Consider the following 14,770-nt stretch of genomic DNA (forward strand, 5'->3'; position numbering starts at 1 on the left):
AGAAGGAAAAAAACGACAAGCACGTGGATTCGCAGAATTCCTCAGAATCTTCCAATCCCGACAATTTGCTGTTTGAGCACAATGCGTGGTCGACCTATAGAACCACCCAGCAGCCAGATAACATACGCTTTTCCCATATGTTTTCTATGTATTGAATTCCCATCTACTACAGCGGGGTGTTAAATAAAAAAAGCGGTGCCTGAAAGACATCGCATTGCTTCTTACTGGTGTTCGATGATTACGACTTCCACTTTTTTCTCAGCAGGGTGATAGTCGTAGGTGATTTTGGCAAGTCTGCTGTCACCAAGATGCTTTGTCAGTACCTCTGTGATATTCTGTGTCAGATTTTTTGTATCCTCCTCACTGTCGCAGAAGTATTCAATCTGTGTTGTGATATGTTTTCTTGCGGATACATTTTTTGAAATCTCTTCCTGTAAACGTACTGTATGTTTCATAACCTATTTCTCCTTCATATACCTTACTATCTTACCACGTTTTCATTATTTGAAAAAGTCCTAATTTTCGATAACGATGTCCTCTGGAGTAAAAGATGCGTCTATGGAATTGAATTTGATGGTTCCTCGTGTAAAGTCAAAATAGGAATCGAACAGGTATTGATCGCCTTGATAGATGTTCACCTCATACAGCTCATACAGAAAGGATTCACTGGCCTGCGCATACAGATAACGCATGAGAACGGCAAGCTGTTCTTCATCTATGGATTCCATCAGATCGATTCTGGCACGCAATGTGTAGTCATCCTCATACGTGTCTGTGAATTTATAAGCTATCTGCGGCTTTTCAATCTCCATTTCATACACTCCGTAGATTTTATTCTCACAGGAGGATAGATTTTCCTCATATATCAGATGTTCCGTTTTTGAATGGGATGGCAGATTCAAATATCCTACCGGTTCCTCCCCTCTCATCAAATCCGTTTTCACGAAATACGGGCTGTTGTTTTCCACGATCACCGTCTGCACACCTTCTGCATAATCATAATCCTTTACCATACAGGTCAGGGAAACCTTTTCATTTACCTCATGCTTGGATATATTTCCACTCACAAAGCCATCCGCATTCTCCTCGCCACCCTCTGCGGATGGAAAGGAATCACTGCGATAGGAGGTCACAGCGACTACGGCAACCGCAATCACGATACCGATAATCAGCAACAGGCTGAACAGCTGTACCAAGCGGATATTTTTCTGCGCTGATCCTTTCTTGATATGCTCATAATACGGATGTCCGCCCTTTTCCATGCGCAGGCGTAAATCCTTCGCATGGGGATGATTATAGCGGTGCTCCCTTCCCCGCTCACTGTCATCAATGCGTTCCTTCTTTTCTTCAAACACATCACTCTCCGCTTTTTTCGTATCAAAAGCAGTTTGATACTTTGCGGCATCATACAGCATATCCTCCTGACGGGAAGCTTCGGTGTATACCTTTGTTTTCCTTCCGCAAATCGGACAATATTCATCATTGCACTTATTTCCGCAATCCTCACAAATCCGTTTTCTACTCATCCCCATATCCTCTCTCTCTATCAAAAGCCTATGCCGCAGCCTGTGCATACAGCACACAGGTTCCGTAAAAGCACTGGTGTTACTTTGTATAATTTTATCATATGTATATGGGAAATAATAGAAATTTGTAAAAGAAAACAAGAGAGCGGAATTGCCACACTTCTATTTTACCTGTTGAAAAAAATAATATCCGCAGAAGACCTCACAGCAGGGGCAGGATCCAGATGCTGAATTCACCGCTTGTACTCCCTGTGTTTTTTCAGGGCATTCGCACAGGCACGTATACCAATGCGACAGACAGCTGCTTCTGTATAAGGAAAAGCATGGAGAATTTGTACGTAAAATCTGTTTTTTACAATCAATTCAGTATATAATATAAGTAAGAACTACACACGAGAGGAGAATTCATATGAAACAAGTAATGTATGGAATCGAAATTGCAGATGTAAATGATTTTGGAGGCTGGGTCGGATATGAGCCGGTAAAAGAGGAGGTCGCAAAGACACTGAATCATCATATGTATCTGTTCTTCCAGAACGAATATCATATCAATCAGTTTGCAGAGGGCCGTAAATTTGTCATCAATGTTAAGGATGATTCACTGGAAAAGGTGATTGGCAATGCACGTATCCTAAAGGCGATTGTGGAATATGGTACGCCATTGAGTATGAATGGCTACGAAATCAGTGCTCCTGCTTATGCAAGAAATGTCGTTAAGCCGCTGAGCCGAACAACCGGCTTTATTCCGGAAGATACCATCTACACATTCTCCGATGCACAGTACAAGGACATGAAAACAGATTTCAATTTTATTTCCGATCTTATGACACGTACATCCATTGAATCCGTGGATATTCTGCTGGGCAGTATTTCCTTTGTGAATAAGAATCTGCTGTATCACTATCCGCATTATTTCATTATCGGAGACAGTCAGATCAAGGTACTGGATGACGATTATCAGATTGGCGGTTAAACGGGCGACGGCCCGTTTTATATTGAAAGGAAGGATTTGATATGAACAGCACAGCTGTGCGTACAGCGATTGCTTCCATGGTTCTTGGCATTGTTTCTGTATCTCTGTGTGTACCGGCTATCCTGCTTTCCTTTTTCTGGTGGCTGCTGGGAATGGTGACAGCGCTTGCTTCCTTGACCTGCGGTATCCTTGCCATCGTCATGAGTACCAGAGCCAGCGCGATTTCTCCGGCAGGCAGAGCGGTTGCCGGCTTAATACTGGGAATCATCGGAACCAGCATTGCGGGGCTTCTGCTTCTCTGTCTTTTGCTTTTGCGCATTATTTTATGAGAGCCGCACTTTCCTGTCTGGCTCTTTTTTTTCATACCGGAACATGGTAAAATCAGTATAGAGATAAAAAGGAGTGTGTGTCTATGAAAACACGAATGGAACACGATTCCATGGGTGAAATCGCTGTAGAAGAGGATAAATACTGGGGTGCCCAGACACAGCGCAGCTATGAGAATTTCAAAATCGGGGATGAAAAAATCCCTCTGCGTATCATCTATGCCTTTGCACATTTGAAGCTGGCCTGTGCAAAGGTCAATCACGAGCTTGGACGTATAACAAAGCGTAAGCTGGATGCGATTGCTACTGCCTGCGATGAGATTTTATGCGGCAAGCTGGATGCTCACTTTCCACTTGCTGTCTGGCAGACGGGAAGCGGAACACAGAGTAATATGAATGTGAATGAGGTCATTGCCAATCGTGGAAATGAACTTGCAAGGGAAAAGCTGCTGCATCCCAATGACGATGTAAACAAGGGGCAAAGCTCCAATGATACGTTCCCTACGGCTATGCATATCGCAGCAATCGAAGCAATCCGTAAGCAGCTCATGCCGCAGCTGGAGGAAATGATCCATACCTTAAAACGTCTGGAAAAAGAAAATCAGAATATCATCAAAATCGGACGGACACACCTGCAGGATGCGACCCCTCTGCGCTTTTCACAGGAGATCAGCGGATGGAGGGGAATGCTGGAGAACAATATCGATATGCTGCAGAAGGCAATCGATTCCCTGCGCAAGCTTGCCATCGGAGGAACAGCAGTCGGTACCGGTCTGAATACACCGCAAGGGTTTGGCGATCTCGTCTGTGAAAAGCTGAGCGAACAGCTGTCTACCCAATGTATCAGCGATCCGAACAAATTCCATGCCCTGTCAGCGAAGGACGATATTTGCTTTGCTCATGGTGCGCTGAAGGCCCTGGCGGCAAACTGTATGAAGATGGCAAATGATGTACGCTGGCTGGCAAGCGGGCCGCGATGCGGTCTACAGGAAATTCATATTCCGGAAAATGAGCCCGGAAGCAGCATCATGCCCGGCAAGGTAAATCCGACACAATGTGAAGCGATGACCATGGTCGCCGTACAGGTTATGGGAAATGATGCGGCAATCGGCTTTGCGGCAAGTCAGGGAAACTTTGAGCTGAATGTGTTTATGCCGGTTATCATTTACAATTTCCTGCAATCTGTCACCCTGCTCAGTGATGGTCTGCGCAGCTTCCGCATCCACTGTGTAGAGGGTATTCGTGCAAATGAGGAAAAAATGGCGGAATATCTGCATCACTCATTGATGCTTGTTACTGCCCTGAACCCGCATATCGGGTATGAGAACGCCGCAAGAACGGCAAAAAAAGCCTATCAGGAAGGTATCTCGCTAAAAGAGGCCTGTGTACAGCTCGGCTTTTTGAGTGAGGAAGAATTTGATGCCTATGTCATAGCGGAAAAAATGGTGTGATGCTTCTTTCCGGCATTTGAATGGCAGCATCTACGCGTTGCCCGAAATCATCAAAAGAAAATCATGGCAATGCTGGAAAATTTCATATATCCTTGCTTGAAAAGGAGGATATGCACAAAAAGGCAATGACAGCGTAATGCTTCATTGCCTTTTGCGTATGAACATATGGGAATCTCTGATGACCTGAGAATGGAGTCGTTTCCCTTGAAAGCAGCAAGCAAAGGATTGTATACAGGCGCAGTAAAATAATCATCCTGCATGTATGCTTCCATGAAAAGTGCTTCCTCTTTTCTGCGTTCCAAAACAAAAAATACGGCGATTTTATTATTATCACCGTATTTCTCTGTTTCATTATATACGTGCTACACCACTGTCCCTTGCCGCCTGTGCAACAGCTTTGGCAACAACGGCACCTACCTCTTTATTCAATGCACTTGGTATGATATAATCTACGCTCAGCTCATCATCACGTACCAAGGAAGCAATCGCATATGCAGCGGCAACCTTCATTTCCTCATTGATATCGCTTGCGCGAACATCCAGGGCACCACGGAAGATACCAGGGAATGCCAGAACATTGTTGATCTGATTAGCAAAATCACTGCGCCCGGTTCCTACCACGAAGGCACCGGCATGCTTAGCCTTGTCCGGCATGATTTCCGGCACTGGATTTGCCATTGGCAGGACGATGGATTTTTCATTCATGCTGGCTACCATAGCCTCACTGACCACATCCGGAGCGGATACCCCGATGAAGATATCGCTTTCCTTCATGGCATCCGCAAGACTTCCCTTCAACAGTCCCTTGTTCGTCAGCTCAGCAATCTCCTTCTTGCCGGCATTCATGCCTTCTCTTCCCTTATATACACTCCCCTTGGAATCGCATAAGATAACATCACCGAAATTCATATTCAGCAGCAAGCGGGCAATCGCAATACCTGCAGAGCCTGCACCGTTAATGACGATGCGCAGATCCCCCATTTTTTTGCCTGTCAGCTTTACCGCATTTAACAAAGCAGCTGCGGTAACGATGGCGGTTCCATGCTGATCATCGTGGAATACCGGTATATCACACAGCTCCTTCAGCTTCGCCTCGATTTCAAAACAGCGCGGTGCTGCAATATCCTCCAGATTGATGCCGCCAAAGCTGCCGGATAATAGGGCAACCGTATGTACGATTTCATCTACATCCTTGCTTTTGATGCATAAAGGAACTGCGTTTACGCCACCGAATTCCTTAAATAGAACACATTTTCCCTCCATAACCGGCATTCCTGCCTCCGGACCGATATCCCCCAATCCAAGTACCGCAGTTCCATCGGTTACAACCGCTACCAGATTTCCACGGCCGGTCAGCTCATAGCTTTTGTTGATGTCCTTTTCAATTTCCAGACAGGGAGCTGCCACCCCCGGTGTATATGCCAGACTCAGATCATCCTTGGTATTGATTTCCATCTTGGGATTGATATCCAGCTTTCCTTTCCACTCTGCATGCAGACGCAGTGCTTCTTTTGCATAATCCATCTTCGCATACCTCAACTTTCTTTTACGTTCAGTATTATAGTATCACAAGCGAAAAAAGATATAAACAGAAATTGTAAATTTTCAACCGTGAAAAAGCAGCTCACCTGCCTGCAATTCTTTTCCTCTATGCGTTATAGAAGACCGTTTTCTGTCCACAATATACAGCAGGAGGAGATTTGCTATGGATAAAAAAAGAACAGCCTTTGCCAATCGGATCTGTAATGAAAAAAGCCTTCTGCAAATGGAGCTGCTGTCTGATTTGCACATCGCTTTCCCCAGACAGAATGCGAAGCTGGAAGCCGCATTGGAGGATATATGGAAGCGCAAGGTTCGCCATGTGGCAATATGCGGTGATTTGACAAATAACGGCTATCCGTTTCAAATGAAGCAGGTGCTTACCCAGCTGCAGGAATTTCCGATTCATATCCTTGCCGCCTTGGGAAATCACGATCTCTACAATCTGTTTTCACGCACACAAAACCGTATTCATCCGGAATATCGAAAGCTTCTGCCGCGGCATGCGGAAGGCATTTACTATGACCGGTATGTAGAAGGCATCCATTTCTATATATTAAATAGTGAGCGTCCCAGCAAGGACGATATGATTCTCAGCAAAAAGCAGGTGGACTGGCTGTTAAACGGATTGAAGCAGGATGATAAAAGCAAGCCGGTCTGCATCATTGCACATCAGCCGCTGCAGGATACCCATGTGATGAGTGAAGATCATACCGGTACACAGCAGCATCTGCAGGTGGATATGCTGAAGGACGTACACCCGCATATCATATTCATCAGCGGACATCTGCACAACAGCTTTGCACTCTGCGAGGTTTTGGCAAGACGCAATCTGTTTTTGATCAATCTGCCATCCTTCGTTCACATAGAGCATGGAGATTCTCAGGATCAGGTCGGCTTTCACCTTCGCTTTTATACCGACTTTCTGTATCTGCGGACACGGGATTATAAAAATCGGCGCTGGATCGTTTCCCATGAATATATTATGGATATGAAAACAAGTGAGGTCATCAGCTTTGATGCGGATCTTCTGCCATCAGAACCTTTGTGAATATAATCAGGAAAAAAGCATACAATACAGCCGCCAGTCCGATGAAAAAGGTGACGGCCAGACTCAAAAGCGGCAGAATCCACAGCAAATTCTGTCGTTTTTGTATGAGATAATACTGTATCAGTAAAGCGGATGCAGGAAGCAGCAGCCAGGCAATCACAAGCAGTTCGTTCATTGGTATCCCTCTTGCTATACTATATGCGGCTTATGGAGGGAAATAAACAAAAATAAAAAAAGCTCTCACATTTTACTGTGAAAGCCGGCTATGTATCGGATTCCTCCTGTATCATGATCTGAGGATGCTCCAGCTCGTGCCGTACATATATCGTGTAAGCCACCGCCTGCACGGTATTACGTATCAAATCAACTACAAGGCTTCCCTCATCGTCACTGGGCGCATGATGCACCTTTTTATGTGCGAAGATGCATTTCAGACAGCATTCCAGCTCGGCGCAGAAATAGTTATATGCCTGATCAATGGGATACTTGTAAATCTGCACCCGAATCAGCTTGCTGATTTCATCCATGCGATACACCATCTTTAAGATACAGACAACCATCAGATAGGCAACGTGATTCTTGGTGTATTTCTTTTTAACGGGCGGGGAAACGATTCCATGCTTCACATAATTATTGATCATGGTGGAGGTTACCATCTTTTCCTGATCCTTGGCATGAAACGGCTTCAGATATTCATTTAACAGGGTTACGACCTGATCCATATATAAATCCATATCCGGCAGTTCTTCCCAGCGGGGACAATGGAACGCCGGTGCTTTTCTTTTTTCTGTCATATTATCACCAAGCATATCGTAGCATTCTGTCAATGAAATGTCAACTGATATATTGTACCAGTTTATATGTTTTTTAATACTAAATGATGTCTACCCTTATATTTTAGCTTACTATAGCTGAAAACGATAAAATAAGGGTAATTCAACGCATACTCCCCCGTGACAGCCATCGTTTTCTTCAAGCAAAAAGAAGTCCGGTTTCCATTTTCAGGCAGCTGGGCAAACATAAGAAAACAGAAGCCTTCAATCGGATATGGGTTCTTGATTGCTAATAGCTTCTGATTGTCCTAAATCCATACGCAAAGACAGCACCTGTCTATGGCAATGTTATCTCATTGACATAATTGGTTTCAAATATCCGCTTTACTTCCTTTGTATCCGTGCTTTTTCCCAACGCCCACATCAGCTTGGTAACACAGGCCTCACTTGTCATATCATACCCCTGAATCACACCATGCTGCAATACCTTCTGACCGGTCTGATAGATGGAGAAATCACTGTATTCATAAAGACACTGACTGCATACGACCACACTGATCCCGCGGGCAACGATTGTTTCCAGCTTGCTGATCAAATCACGGCGTACAAAATTGATTCCTCCGGCACCAAAGGCTTCAATGACGATGCCGCGGATATCCATTTCCGCCAGCTTATCGAACAGCAGTGGATTCATGCCCGGTATCAGCTTGATCAAAACGACCTCCTTGCACAGCTCATCCTCTAAAGCAAACGCATTTGTTGGATGAATCAGCAGCTGCTTATTCATACGCAGACCTCTGGCATCCACCCGTCCGCACGGCTCTATGTTCACACTTTCAAAGGCATCGAAATTCATCGTTCGCACCTTAACAACACGCGTTGCCAGCATGATTTTCCTGTTAAAGCACACGTAAACGCCCTGGATATCCTCACAGACGGCAGTAAACGCCACTCGAATATTCTCCACACCGTCACTCAACGGATGAAGCAGCGGAAGCTGACTTCCTGTTATGATCAGGGGAATATCCAGATTGCGCAGCATAAAGGAAAGCGCTCCGGCTGTATACGCCATCGTATCTGTACCATGGCTCAAAACAATGCCATCGTATCCGCTTTTCGCCTCTGCAATGCGCCTTGCAATCAGCTGCCATTCCTCCGGCTGCATATTACTGGAGTCCAGACGCAGCAAATCCTCACAGGTTATTTCAATATCGCCATGATGCTCCCCCAGATAATGCAAAATTTCCTCGCTTGTCAGGGATGGCACCAGACCTTCTTCACTGGAGCTGGACGCGATGGTTCCACCAGTTGTTAAAAATAATATTTTCTTCATCTTCCTACCTCATTTATCTAACCGCATATATTATACGCGGTATTTCTGCAAATTGAAAAGCTTTATTTCCATACAATTCATACACTTGCCCTGATTTGTTTCCACGATATTCTATCGTTCATGTAAGCTTAGAATTTTTTTCATTTTTTTCAACAAAAGGCTTGCGTAGTATTTCTTCTTATGGTATTATTAACAGGCATTCGCGGTTTATGATGGCGCGTTGGAGAAACGGTTAACTCACTTGCCTTTCACGCAAGCATTCACGGGTTCGAATCCCGTACGCGTCACCAATAGTCAATGAAGCCCTAAATAAGGGCTTTTTTTATGTACGCAGGATAGCTCTGCGAATGGGGGAGGACAAAAGAAACAGATAATTGCCATAAGAATGATTCTTTATGCTATACATGCTATTGATAAGGCATTGACGATTGCCATGGTTTCCTACGATGCGCATGTCATGCATATAGCTTCATCGCATGTATCTATTCCCATCAAGTATCAACAGCGAGACAGAATTACCTTCTATCCCTTATCGTGGTTATGCTATAATTAAGATACAGTAGAAGGTCTTTCTGACCTTGTATCACTCGGATTTGATATGAATAGGTGAAACGTGAGGGAGCTGTATGAAAAATCAGAAATTTATAGGTGCTGTAGTTTTAATATGTATACAACTGTACATGCTGCTGTATGATTTAAAAGCTGTATTCGGTCTCTTTGATTTGTTTATCATAGGTCTCATCTACTATCTGCTCATAAAAAGAAAAATCGTCTTAAAAGATTATATGATGTATGTGCTGCTGCTTGTGATTGGTAGTATCCTATGCAGTGTTTTTCATTCCTCCAGCATTCTAGGCATCGGTATTGTCACAACCCTTGCACAGATGGTTTTCATTATAAGCAGCTATTATGTATATTGCAGTAAACAGAAAAGGGATCATTATATCAGACAGGGGTTTATCAATAAGCAACATGAGTAGTAAATTCTCTTTTCTTATATCGCTTAGCCTTTACCTCCCCTTTCCACAGCACGCAATGGCGTAGTTGAAGAAAAGCAAGCAAAACCGCTATTTCCGTATGCTATAAATATTGTGATGTCTTGCCGCCTTCCTATGCATAAGAGCGCTATCATACCTGCCGGTAAGCATTTAGACGAAGCGAAATGTATGATATAATACAGGGGATTAAACTCGTGAGGTACCGGCGTACCAATGCTCGCATGTATATCGGATGAAATAACAAGAGTATTCATTGGCAGTACATCCACAAGGGCAATAAACGCCTTGCATGGACAGGCGACTGCCCACATATACATATGGGTTCAACAAAGGAACAGTGAACATTACGCACCTCCACATGCTCGTCATATACTTCTTCTTTAAGAATATTATAACGTGTATATGGAAGCGCAGTTTCATGAAAAGCTCGTGTGAAGCGAGAGAATGGAGGCATATATGAATAGAAATTTTCCTAGGGTCATAATCAGTGAAGAAGGAGAAAAGTGGCTGGACAACGAACAAATGTGGATGTATAAAAACAACGTTGTCAAGCTTGACGAAAATATAGAGAACGGTGCACTTGTTGATATCGTAACGACCAAGGATCGCTATCTTGGAACCGGCTTTCTGTCCAGAAACAGTCATATCACGGTGAGAATCCTGTCAAAGGATACAACAGATACATTTGACAGAGCATTTTTCAAAGAAAGAATCCGATTTGCATATGCGTTTCGCAAAACGCTGGAAAGCAAAAACATTACCAACTGCCGTCTTATTTTCGGAGAGGCAGATCAGCTTCCCGGGCTTACAGTGGATCGCTATAATGATATTCTGGTATCACAGATCAGTTCCTATGGACTGGAACAGCGAAAGGATATGCTGTATGAGGTGCTGCTTGAGGTGTTAAGAGAAGACGGACAGGATGTAAAAGGAATTTACGAGCGCAATGATATCAAGGTGCGTGCCAAGGAAGGTCTGCCACTGGAAAAGGGATACTGGAAGCAGATGCAGCTGCCAACCACAACCATCATTGATGAAAATGGCTTGAAGCTTCATGTGGATGTTGAAAACGGGCAGAAGACCGGATATTTTCTAGATCAGAAAGCTAACCGTGTTCTGCTTCGTGAAATGGCACATGGAAAACGTGTAATGGATTGCTTCTCGCATACGGGTGGCTTTGCATTGAATGCAGCGTATGGAAATGCCAGTCAGGTTGTCGCTGTCGATGTATCGCAGACTGCATTGGATCAGGCATATGCCAATGCAACGCTGAATCATCTCGAAAACAGGATTTCTTTTGTGAAAGCGGATGTGTTCAAATACCTGGATACGTGTAAAGAAGGACAGTTCGACATCATTGTGCTGGATCCACCTGCCTTCACAAAATCCAGAAGAACGATTGACCACGCCTACAGCGGCTATAAACGCATTAACAAGCAGGCTATGAAGCTGTTGGGAAGAGGCGGCTATCTCATTACCTGCAGCTGTTCCCGTTTTATGGAAATAGATAATTTTGAAAAGATGCTGCGTGAATCCGCACAGGAAGCAGGAGTAACCCTGAAGCAGGTATCCGTTACACAGCAGAATCATGACCATCCTATTCTGTGGACAATGGAAGAAACCTCGTATCTGAAGTTTTATATTTTCCAAATCGTATAAAATTACCGTTGGATATTCGCAATTATTTAAACAGGAAGGACTGCGTGATGATGAAGACGAAAACAAACGATATATGCATGTTTCTCTTACTGACTTTTCTCATGCCCTTCTTTTTTGTATTGTGTCAGCGAACTAGCGTGCATCCTGTATTACAGCTTCTGTTCTACGGGCTGGAAGCAGCCTCCCCCAGTATCGCCGCTCTTCTTGTTCTAGCGAAGAACAGACAGCTCCTAAGTTTTTTTAAGAAGAATTTTACAGGCGGGAAATCCGGCACCGCACTCCTATTCCCCTGTGTGTTTTCCCTTGCCCCCATGCTGCTCGCAAGGCTATGCACAGGTACTTCTTCATCCGGACATTTTCTGAATTATGACCTGCAGTTCATTGTCATTGTATGGGCTTTTTTTGCAGAAGAAATCGGATGGCGCGGATATCTGCGCCCTTATTTGAAAGAGCATTTGGAAAAGGAATGGTATGTCCCTGTCATTACCGGTATCATCTGGTTTCTCTGGCATTATCATTATTTCTATCAGAATGGCATAGAAGTCCCTCTGCTTTGCTTCTTTATCGGCTGTATAGCAGAAAGCTTTGTATATGAGTATCTACTTCAGTGGAGTGATGGAAATCTTTTATCCTCTATGATGTATCATTTCTCATGGAATCTCTGCCTTCACCTGTTTGCCATCAATCCTGCGGATCATGCAGGTAATGAAGTTCCATATATCCTTATGACACTGTTTGAGGTGTGCATGGTGCTGCTGTTGCTCGCTTATGATAAAAGTAAGCAGTTGCATTCACCGGGTACGAAATACTAAAAAAGGAAGTCCACATTATCATGTTCGGCATCTGTGCATTACATACATCCGCAGACGCCGAGGAAGGTGACATAATGGGCTTCCTTTTTCATATCTGTATTTATTGCTCCTCTGTTCGCTGATATTCCAGAATATCACTTGGCTGGCAATCCAGTACCTCACATATTTTATCGAGGGTTGAAAACCGGATGGCTTTTACCTTTCCCCGCTTCAAATTTGAAAGATTAACATTGGAGATTCCTACCTGATCTGCCAGCTCATTCAACGATATTTTACGATCTGCCATGACACGATCGAGTCTTAATATGATTGCCATAATTCACCTCCTAGAGAATCTGATCCACTTCATTTTGCAAGCTATACCCATACCGGAACACCTTTGCAATACCGATAATCGCTAACCCCGGTAACACCTGTAGACTGATTTCAAGAATTTGAAACAGTATGAGCCTTGGATATAAATTTACCTGATTCAACCCCAGAACGCAGATGATAAACAGACTCTGTACAATAGGAAGGATACAGTAGAGAATAGCGAAGACCTGTAACCAGTTTATCATATCCGCCTGAAAAGGTCGATGAATAGCGCTTCTCTGGAAGATGTGTAGGGCAAGAATTAAAATAACGATTTGTATAATCTCAGCAAATAAACCGATCGTAGCCTCGATCAAGGCGGCGGCTTTATCTGAGGTGAGCTCCACGCTCATAAGCACATTGGACAAGCTTTTTCCAGTAACAAGAATAAGATCCTCCCGCGGCAGATTAGGCTCGAAAAAGGAATCCGGAGATATGCAGATCGTATACATCGAATACAGTCTTAAGCTAATGACGATGACTCCGCATACGACAAGACCGTACAGCAATCCCTTCATAAGTCTATTCTTATTTTTTCTCATAGTCCTGCCTCCTTATATTGTTTCATCAAGCTCATGCTGCAAAGCTGCCCCATGCATCCAGACATGTATCAGACACCATAATGCTCCCAGCATAATCAGGCTCTCAAAAAGATTACGAACAACATCGAAAAGTAAGCTAATCCAATCAATGGGCGGCTGGAATATCAGAGCCAGAAGAAATTCCAGAAAGACGAGAAGGAAATGAAAGCCTGCCAGCAGCAGTATACTGATTTTTAATTTCTTCAATATGTCTGTTAAAAACGGTGTTGTCTTTGCGGCTTCCTTTACTGCCTGTATGCCCCACAAAAGCAAAAGAGCGTATATGCTGGCATTTGTAATTGCAAGCAGGGAGTCAAATACGGCATAAAACCGACTGGTGAAGAGTCCGCTTTCTGCCAATAGCCGGGCAAGCGTTACAACATTGTTGACCTCCCATGGAATAAACTGCAGGCTTTGTTCCGGCATTTGAAAGATTTCAATTATCTTCAGGCATTGAAAAACAATGGATACAGCCACACCACATAGCGTGAATCTCAGTATCCAGAGAAACGTCGTATGCTTCCAGTTTACAGGTTGTTTCAGTTTCATAGGAACACCTCCATCTACTTACATTCTAGCATAGTTTTTATATTTTTCAATATATTTTTATCGTTTATCATTAATTATTATATTTTAATCATGAACTAAAGCTTTATACAAAGAATCCTGCTGCTTCCGAAACACGATAAAAGCCCTATCCCCTATGCGTTGCATTATGATATAATAGCATCATGCTTAGAAAGGAGATTGGCATATGCTGGAATACCGTTATGATACACAGCTTTTAATTGAGGGTACTGATTTATGTGAGGATGCCATTCACGATTATTTCATGGAGAATTTTCAAGGAGATTGCCTGCTTGCTGTCGGCGATGCTGAGCTTATCAAACTACATTTTCATACGAATACACCCTGGAAAGTTTTGGAATACTGTGCTACCCTTGGCGAAATTTATGATATTGTTATCGAGGATATGGATCGTCAGTCCAGAGGCAAAAAGGGCTAAGACTTCCTGTTTCTGGAAACCGAGCTATTTTTTTCGGTTTCCTTTTCTTATTTATGACGTTAATTGCATGAAATTTGATTTTATATCTTGCAAAAGCAGCATAGCTATGGTATTATAATTAAGCATTTAAGAAACGCCTTAATAGCTCAGTTGGTAGAGCATCCGGCTGTTAACCGGCAGGTCACAGGTTCAAGTCCTGTTTAAGGCGCCATGATAACAGGTAACCCCGCAAACGCGGGGTTTTTTATATTTCAGGTAAAGCATTGACGTTCGTTTTGACGTCCTTTTATAACAGCAAACGTATAGAAGCTAAAGGTTTCTGTAAATGTATCCATAAGGTCACTGCACAGAAAAAGGAAGCCTTGCTGCTGTCATCGACGCAAGACTT

At 43.6% G+C, this 14,770-nt stretch carries 18 protein-coding genes and 2 tRNA genes; 10 read left to right on the top strand and 10 right to left on the bottom strand.

All coding sequences use genetic code 11. The annotated features are described in order from the left end of the window. Positions 1-221: 221 nt before the first annotated feature. A complete protein-coding gene (locus NE665_RS10455; protein ID WP_117442919.1) occupies positions 222-455 on the bottom strand; it encodes a hypothetical protein in 234 nt (77 codons plus the stop codon). Between the two features lie 60 nt (positions 456-515). Beyond that, positions 516-1,526, bottom strand: a complete 1,011-nt coding sequence (locus tag NE665_RS10460; protein ID WP_117442920.1) for a hypothetical protein — start codon at positions 1,524-1,526, stop codon at positions 516-518. A gap of 409 nt (positions 1,527-1,935) precedes the next feature. Here NE665_RS10460 and NE665_RS10465 point away from each other — a divergent pair, with 409 nt between their 5' ends. The 3 genes from NE665_RS10465 (at position 1,936) to fumC (ending at position 4,276) form a co-directional block, all read left to right on the top strand. Continuing rightward, positions 1,936-2,499: a hypothetical protein gene (locus tag NE665_RS10465; protein WP_117442921.1), complete on the top strand. Its 564-nt coding sequence runs from the start codon at positions 1,936-1,938 to the stop codon at positions 2,497-2,499. 41 nt (positions 2,500-2,540) lie between these two features. Then, entirely contained in the window at positions 2,541-2,828 is a 288-nt protein-coding gene (locus NE665_RS10470) for a hypothetical protein (RefSeq protein WP_117442922.1), read from the top strand. An 83-nt stretch (positions 2,829-2,911) separates the two neighbouring features. After that, the gene (gene fumC / locus NE665_RS10475) at positions 2,912-4,276 is read left to right on the top strand and encodes a class II fumarate hydratase (protein WP_117442923.1); all 1,365 of its coding nucleotides are present in this window, start codon (positions 2,912-2,914) and stop codon (positions 4,274-4,276) included. Between the two features lie 50 nt (positions 4,277-4,326). Here fumC and NE665_RS10480 read toward each other — a convergent pair whose 3' ends face one another. After that, positions 4,327-4,548 carry a hypothetical protein gene (locus tag NE665_RS10480; protein ID WP_117442924.1) on the bottom strand — a complete coding sequence of 74 codons (222 nt, stop codon included), beginning with the start codon at positions 4,546-4,548 and terminating at the stop codon, positions 4,327-4,329. 79 nt (positions 4,549-4,627) lie between these two features. Further along, complete coding sequence (locus tag NE665_RS10485) at positions 4,628-5,800, bottom strand: malic enzyme-like NAD(P)-binding protein (protein WP_117442925.1); 1,173 nt, start codon at positions 5,798-5,800, stop codon at positions 4,628-4,630. Positions 5,801-5,981: 181 nt separating this feature from the next. Between NE665_RS10485 and NE665_RS10490 the strand changes: the two genes are divergently transcribed. Continuing rightward, a complete protein-coding gene (locus NE665_RS10490) occupies positions 5,982-6,866 on the top strand; it encodes a metallophosphoesterase (protein ID WP_117442926.1) in 885 nt (294 codons plus the stop codon). Here NE665_RS10490 and NE665_RS10495 read toward each other — a convergent pair. From NE665_RS10495 to NE665_RS10505, 3 genes are all read right to left on the bottom strand, one after another. Beyond that, complete coding sequence (locus tag NE665_RS10495; RefSeq protein WP_002608317.1) at positions 6,826-7,041, bottom strand: hypothetical protein; 216 nt, start codon at positions 7,039-7,041, stop codon at positions 6,826-6,828. The genes NE665_RS10490 and NE665_RS10495 overlap by 41 nt on opposite strands. 88 nt (positions 7,042-7,129) lie before the next feature. After that, entirely contained in the window at positions 7,130-7,660 is a 531-nt protein-coding gene (locus NE665_RS10500; RefSeq protein WP_117443005.1) for a DUF1836 domain-containing protein, read from the bottom strand. Between the two features lie 316 nt (positions 7,661-7,976). After that, positions 7,977-8,972 (bottom strand): asparaginase, encoded by a 996-nt coding sequence (locus NE665_RS10505; RefSeq protein ID WP_117442927.1) that lies wholly within the window; start codon positions 8,970-8,972, stop codon positions 7,977-7,979. Between the two features lie 214 nt (positions 8,973-9,186). On the opposite strand from NE665_RS10505, the gene NE665_RS10510 reads away from it, so the two are divergent. The 4 genes from NE665_RS10510 to NE665_RS10525 all read left to right on the top strand — a co-directional run bounded on the left by NE665_RS10510 (position 9,187) and on the right by NE665_RS10525 (position 12,441). Further along, a tRNA-Glu gene (locus NE665_RS10510) sits at positions 9,187-9,262 on the top strand. Positions 9,263-9,598: 336 nt separating this feature from the next. Next, positions 9,599-9,952 carry a hypothetical protein gene (locus tag NE665_RS10515; protein WP_117442928.1) on the top strand — a complete coding sequence of 118 codons (354 nt, stop codon included), beginning with the start codon at positions 9,599-9,601 and terminating at the stop codon, positions 9,950-9,952. A gap of 474 nt (positions 9,953-10,426) precedes the next feature. Then, the gene (locus tag NE665_RS10520) at positions 10,427-11,629 is read left to right on the top strand and encodes a class I SAM-dependent rRNA methyltransferase (protein WP_117442929.1); all 1,203 of its coding nucleotides are present in this window, start codon (positions 10,427-10,429) and stop codon (positions 11,627-11,629) included. 47 nt (positions 11,630-11,676) lie between these two features. After that, positions 11,677-12,441, top strand: coding sequence for a type II CAAX endopeptidase family protein (locus tag NE665_RS10525; RefSeq protein WP_233104585.1), 765 nt, complete (start codon positions 11,677-11,679; stop codon positions 12,439-12,441). A gap of 100 nt (positions 12,442-12,541) precedes the next feature. Here the strand turns inward: NE665_RS10525 and NE665_RS10530 are convergent, their stop codons facing one another. From NE665_RS10530 to NE665_RS10540, 3 genes are read right to left on the bottom strand one after another with little or no spacing between them, the layout of a single operon-like run. Next, the gene (locus NE665_RS10530; RefSeq protein ID WP_009269461.1) at positions 12,542-12,757 is read right to left on the bottom strand and encodes a helix-turn-helix transcriptional regulator; all 216 of its coding nucleotides are present in this window, start codon (positions 12,755-12,757) and stop codon (positions 12,542-12,544) included. 10 nt (positions 12,758-12,767) lie between these two features. Continuing rightward, entirely contained in the window at positions 12,768-13,337 is a 570-nt protein-coding gene (locus tag NE665_RS10535) for a hypothetical protein (RefSeq protein WP_117442930.1), read from the bottom strand. Between the two features lie 12 nt (positions 13,338-13,349). Next, positions 13,350-13,925 (bottom strand): hypothetical protein, encoded by a 576-nt coding sequence (locus tag NE665_RS10540; RefSeq protein ID WP_117442931.1) that lies wholly within the window; start codon positions 13,923-13,925, stop codon positions 13,350-13,352. A 205-nt stretch (positions 13,926-14,130) separates the two neighbouring features. Between NE665_RS10540 and NE665_RS10545 the strand changes: the two genes are divergently transcribed. Both NE665_RS10545 and NE665_RS10550 read left to right on the top strand, forming a co-directional pair. After that, on the top strand, positions 14,131-14,382 hold the full coding sequence (locus tag NE665_RS10545; protein WP_117442932.1) for a kinase to dihydroxyacetone kinase: 252 nt from the start codon (positions 14,131-14,133) through the stop codon (positions 14,380-14,382). A 135-nt stretch (positions 14,383-14,517) separates the two neighbouring features. After that, a tRNA-Asn gene (locus NE665_RS10550) sits at positions 14,518-14,593 on the top strand. The last annotated feature ends 177 nt before the right edge of the window (positions 14,594-14,770 follow it).

The sequence above is a fragment of the Clostridium sp. DFI.1.208 genome (genome assembly GCF_024463855.1).
GTDB lineage: Bacteria > Bacillota_I > Bacilli_A > Erysipelotrichales > Erysipelotrichaceae > Clostridium_AQ.